The 5,488-nt window shown below is 47.6% G+C and carries 6 protein-coding genes; all 6 read left to right on the plus strand.

Going from position 1 to position 5,488, the window contains the following annotated elements; translation table 11 throughout:
- The first annotated feature begins 166 nt into the window (after positions 1-166).
- The 6 genes from AC3DOM_RS15160 to AC3DOM_RS15185 all read left to right on the plus strand — a co-directional run bounded on the left by AC3DOM_RS15160 (position 167) and on the right by AC3DOM_RS15185 (position 5,464).
- Complete coding sequence (locus tag AC3DOM_RS15160; RefSeq protein ID WP_487919884.1) at positions 167-691, plus strand: hypothetical protein; 525 nt, start codon at positions 167-169, stop codon at positions 689-691.
- Positions 692-790: 99 nt separating this feature from the next.
- Positions 791-2,200 carry an FAD-dependent thymidylate synthase gene (locus tag AC3DOM_RS15165; protein ID WP_487919885.1) on the plus strand — a complete coding sequence of 470 codons (1,410 nt, stop codon included), beginning with the start codon at positions 791-793 and terminating at the stop codon, positions 2,198-2,200.
- Positions 2,200-3,126, plus strand: coding sequence for a LysM peptidoglycan-binding domain-containing protein (locus AC3DOM_RS15170; protein ID WP_487919886.1), 927 nt, complete (start codon positions 2,200-2,202; stop codon positions 3,124-3,126). The genes AC3DOM_RS15165 and AC3DOM_RS15170 overlap by 1 nt, the downstream gene beginning before the upstream one ends.
- Before the next feature lie 123 nt (positions 3,127-3,249).
- Entirely contained in the window at positions 3,250-4,065 is an 816-nt protein-coding gene (locus AC3DOM_RS15175; protein ID WP_487919887.1) for a DUF4388 domain-containing protein, read from the plus strand.
- Positions 4,066-4,095: 30 nt separating this feature from the next.
- On the plus strand, positions 4,096-4,638 hold the full coding sequence (locus AC3DOM_RS15180; protein WP_487919888.1) for a GTP-binding protein: 543 nt from the start codon (positions 4,096-4,098) through the stop codon (positions 4,636-4,638).
- A 25-nt stretch (positions 4,639-4,663) separates the two neighbouring features.
- Positions 4,664-5,464: an alpha/beta fold hydrolase gene (locus AC3DOM_RS15185; RefSeq protein WP_487919889.1), complete on the plus strand. Its 801-nt coding sequence runs from the start codon at positions 4,664-4,666 to the stop codon at positions 5,462-5,464.
- The last annotated feature ends 24 nt before the right edge of the window (positions 5,465-5,488 follow it).

Consider the following 5,488-nt stretch of genomic DNA (forward strand, 5'->3'; position numbering starts at 1 on the left):
TCGCTTCGGTAGATGAATTATTAGTCCAAATTAGAGCTGATATTGCCAAGGCAAAAGTAATTCTAAAATAAAACCAATGCTCCGTTGACGAACGGAGCATTTTCGTCTATAGTGCCTTATCATTCTGGCGGTTTGCTGAACAGGCTAAAAATGAAAGGAATTCTCAATGAATGAAACTCATCCCAATTCCGAAGAAATGAATGCCCTGATGGCCCTTGCAGGTCTTCAGCGACAGGTGAAAAGTGGTGCTAGCAATTATTACTGGATTGCGGCACTTTCCGTGATCAACTCGCTTGGTGCACTTTTCGACGCGGGGATCAATTTTGTGATCGGGCTCGGTTTCACACAGCTTGTGGATGGGATTGCCTGGGGAATTGCAGAAAGCATCCCCGACTCCGCCACCCTCATCCGCGCTTTAGGGATAATTACCAGCGTTGGCATTTCGATCCTATTTGTCGTTTTTGGCTATTTCGCCATAAAAGGGCATCGCTGGGCTTTTATCGTCGGGATGATCTTATACGCCTTGGATGGTTTTCTCCTGCTTGCCTTCCAGGATTGGTTTGGATTTGGGTTTCACCTGTTCCTGCTCTGGGGCTTATTCTCTGGCCTGAAAGCATTGAAGAAACTACAGAGCTTACTGCCTAAAAACCCGGCAGATTCAGCCTTTCCGACTGATATTGAAATAAACTAATTTGGACATTCGCCTTTTTTAAACCTTGTCCCAATGCTCTGCGTTGGGATATTGTAGACATGTCGCAACGCAGAGCATTGCTGCGAGAAAAAGTGAATTATGACCAAACGTAAAATATACCTCCTTTCGCCAAAAGAACTTTCGCAGGAAGTGATCGCTGTCACCTTTGCAAAAACATCCCGTTCTCCACTGACATTCCGGGAGATCGCCGATGAGCTCAGTGACGAATCCAGTGCTGAATTTCACGAAAAATGGGTGGTTGGCTATGGCCATGCCTCCGTGGCAGAACATGCTGTTTTACATATTGCCATTGAAGATATTTCCAGATTGGCAATCGAGTGCATCGAATCAAACCGCTTGGCCTCCTATACGGAAAAATCAACCCGTTACCAAAAATGGGATGCCGGAGCCTTTGTCACCCCGCCAGAGTTGGATGGGCATCCTCTTCGGGACGAATATCAGAAAACCGTAGAAATGCTTTTTCAAAGCTATGCCGATTCGCTCGTACCGACGCGTGCCCTCATTATGGAGAGCAACCCTCGCCGGGAAAATGAATCCGACGACGCCTGGGATCGCCGCATCCGCTCAAGGTATGTTGACGCCTGCCGTTTTCTGCTCCCCGCTGCCTCCTTTGCAAATGTGGGGATGACGGCCAACGCCCGCGTTCTCGAAAGTGCGATCCGCAAAATGCTCTCCCATCCCCTTGAAGAGATCCGCCAGATCGGGGAGGAAATCAAAAGCGCTGCCCAGGGAGAGGTTCCCACGCTGCTCAAATACGCAGATCCGGTTCCTTATTTGGTAGAAACCGGTAAAAAATTATCTTCTCATTCTCAGCCCATTTCTGAGCAGGCGGGTGATCAAAATTTTTATTGCAAACTTATCGATCATGACCCTGCTGCTGAAACAAAAATTCTCGCCGCCGTGCTCTATAGGTTTGGTGAAATGTCTTTTGCCCAGGCCCTGGAAACTATCGAAAAAAAATCAGATTTCGAACGCGCCAGGCTTGCTGAAGAATTGCTCGGCGGCCTGAGCCGATATGATGTTCCCCTCCGTGAGCTTGAATACAGCCATTACACCTTCGATCTTGTCATGGATCAGGGCGCATATTTTGAATTCAAGCGTCATCGGATGATGACTCAAACTCCCCAGGCCTTAACGGTTAATCTGGGGTACGTAACACCCAGCCTGATAACGGAAGCAGGTTTCGGGACACGGTATGCTGCGGCGATGGATGCAGTTGTCGAAGCCTACAAAAAGATTGCAGCATTCAATCCTGATGTGGCTGCCTATCTCGTCCCAAATGGGTTCAATCGCCGTGTTTTGGCTTCCTTCAATCTGCGTGAGGCCTATCACTTCTGCCAGTTGAGAGCAGCGAAGAACGCCCACTTTTCGATCCGCTCTGTGGCGCGTAAAATCTATTCGGAGATCGCAACCCTTCATCCCTTGCTGGCAACATATATGAGTCTGCCCGAAGATGAAACCTGGCAGGATCACTTCACAACTTTTTAATGCGACAAATTACGCTCAGTTTTTTCTTTATATTCCTGATGTCCTGTGCGACGGTTGCGGATGAAAAGCCGATTCTCTCTCCAACCTTGGCTGGCTCATTGCAGCCCTATCAATCTCCCGTCCCCAGCCATACACCGCTCCCACCCACCCCCGCACCGACCGAAACCCCGCTCCCTACGCCAACGCCGCATCTTTATCAGGTTTCCTCTGGCGAGACCATGGGGGATATTGCCCTGAAGTTTGGGATCACAATCAATTCCTTAATGGCTGCCAACCCAAATGTGCAGCCTTCGGCGATGTCAGTTGGGCAAAATTTGATCATCCCGGATCGCGAAATAATATCAAATTCGGTCCCCACTCCAGGGCCGCTTGATCTGGAAATTTCCTCACCCGATTGTTATCCAACCTTGAGTGGGGGGATGTGGTGTTTCGCCCTCGTTCAGAATGGCGAAGCCACACCAGTGGAGAGCGTTTCAGCGCAAATTAGCTTATCCGACTTAAACGGGCAGAATTTTGCCAGTGAAGTTGCCTTCATGCTGTTGGACCGTCTTCCCCCTGGAGACAAGCTGCCTGTGCTGGCATTTTTTGCGAAGGCGCCTGTTGAGGTTAGTGCCAATGCCAATGCTGTCCTATTGACTGCAGTGGAAGTTCCGGCTGATGATTCACGCTATCTCCCGGCTTTGTTGCGGAATGTGTTTACGGAAATTTCCTGGGATGGGATCAGCGCTGAAGTCAGCGGGGAGGTTGTTGCAGAGGGTGTCGCCACTCAGGTTTGGGTTCTTGCTACTGCCTATGATGCCATCGGAAATGTGGTTGGTGCGCGGAGATGGGAATCTGTTGCGGGAGAGCGAAAATTCCATATACTGGTAGCAAGTTTGGGGCCTGCGATCGATCAGATCGATTTAATTGTCGAGGCGAAGCCCTGAACAAGGCCATTTTCACCTTTCAAGAGTGAAAAGCACTTGGTTTGACGCATCCTTTTCTAGGATGTATAATCTTTTCTGTGATCACCTTTGTTTTTGAAGCAAAGGTGTTTTTAAGGAATTTTTATGGCCCTAAAAGGCAATTTGAGAGATTTTACAGTAACGCAACTACTTAACCTGGTCAACCTGGCGAGTAAGACGGGGACTTTGGTGATAGAAGGCCCGAATGAAACCGCTGAGGTTTTTTTTCGTGATGGAAAACTGGCCTATGCGATGATTGGTCAGGAAAATAGCAGCCTGGCATCTATATTGCATCAGGGGAAGAAACTAACTGTGAGTCAGTATCGCTCGATCCAGCAGCGTGCCGGGCATGTTACAGATAAAGAATTGGGACTGCTTTTAATCAATGCCGGGTATCTTTCTCAGGAAGATATCTTGGTATCTTTGCAGACAAATTTTTTGGAAGTAGTGCGTCAATTATTTACCTGGGTGGAAGGTTTTTTTCGTTTTGAGAATGACCAGGCACCTCCTGATGATCGGATTAATGTTCGCCTTGATTTGGAGAATTTGATTATCGAGGGTTCACGCCAGTTGCGTGAATGGGAGCAGTTGCAAGATGAAATCCCCAGCCTTGAAATGGCACTGAAATTTACTGATCGTCCCGGAGTTGATTTAAAAAATGTCAATTTGAGTGTGGAAGAGTGGCGCGTTATCTCTTATATTAACCCAAAAAATAAAATTAGCCAGATCGCAAAGGCAACGAAGATGGATGATTTGGAAATCCGTCGGATTGTTTATGGATTAATTCAGGCTGGGTTGGTGGAAATTACCCGTCCTGAGGGTGCGCCTCCCGCGCTTGCTAAAGATATGTTCCCAACTCAAGATACGACAGAGCAAAAGTCATTGGTTAACCGACTTATTAATCGGATCGGAAATATCTAGTTTTCATATTTATAATTGAGGATTGTGCTTATGCAAACAGTCAAAATGGTGGTGACAGGTCCATTCGCCTCTGGCAAGACAAAGTTTATTGGTTCAGTGAGCGAGATCGATGTCGTCGCGACCGAGCGAAAGATATCCGGGGCTGGGGAGAAAGAAATCAAGGACGCAACCACAGTTGCAATGGACTTTGGCCGCATTACAGTGGATGAAGATCTGGTACTATATCTTTTTGGGACCCCAGGTCAAAAACGTTTCGATTTTATGTGGGAGATCCTTTCTGAAGGCATGTTGGGCTTTATTGTCATGATTGATAGCTCACGCCCTGAGACATTCCGTGAAGCCCGCAGCATTTTACAAACCTTTCGCGCTTACGCTCCCACACCTTATGTAGTCGCGGCAAATAAGCAGGACGTGGAAGATGCGTGGGAAATTGAAGATATGCGTAACGCCCTGCGCCTGGATCCAATGGTTAAATTATTGCCCTGTGTGGCAACTGATTTGAAGTCAGTTAAATCAGTTCTATTAGAACTTCTATACAGTATTCTTACTGAAATGGAGACAGGGGGGGAATGATTCCTCTCCTGGGAACAGGTATCTTGTGTCATCTATAACTACAGATCAGGGGATCGTTCATTACGAAGTTTACGGTCGTGGCAAACCGGTAATTCTTCTCCACGGCTGGTTAGGTTCGTGGGGGCTATGGCAGGAAACGATGGCCTATCTGGGTCGTCATTATCGCACCTATGCCCTGGATTTTTGGGGGTTTGGTGAATCAGGCAAGGAACGTGAAACCTATGCTGTCCAGGATTTTGTTAGCCTTGTAGATCAATTCATGGAGAATCTGGGTATAGTCAGCGCTCCTTTGGTGGGACATAGTATGGGGGGCACCGTTAGTCTTTCAGTTGCGCTCCAATTCCCTGAGCGAGTGAGTAAGGTGGTGGTGATCGGTTCTCCGATTGCCGGTTCTTCCTTGGCCTGGCCTTTAAAGCTGGCCGGATATCGGTCTATCGCGTTTATGCTTTTTAATGCAATGTGGGCCTTTCGCTGGGCAATGCGGGTTGCCTCTCCATTTATTAGCCGCGATCCGCGTTTTGCTGAAATGATGGACAAGGACCTGTCGCGGACAACCCTTGAATCATTCTTGCTTAGTATTGCCTCCCTGCGTCGCACAGATTTAATCCCCATGCTCTCGGAGATTAACATCCCTTCAATGGGGATGTTTGGTGACCTGGATAATATCGTTAGCCCACATCAATGGAAACCCATGCTTGAAGGTATTCCTTCTGCCCGAATTGAAAGATTTGAGAACGCCGGACATTTTATTATGCTGGATGAACCGGAACTCTTTACTCAGAAGCTAAAGAGTTTTCTTGATGATGATCCTCCCAAGGATGGGTAGAATTGAAATTATCGTATTTTCTCA

The sequence above is a fragment of the Candidatus Desulfolinea nitratireducens genome (assembly GCF_982879505.1).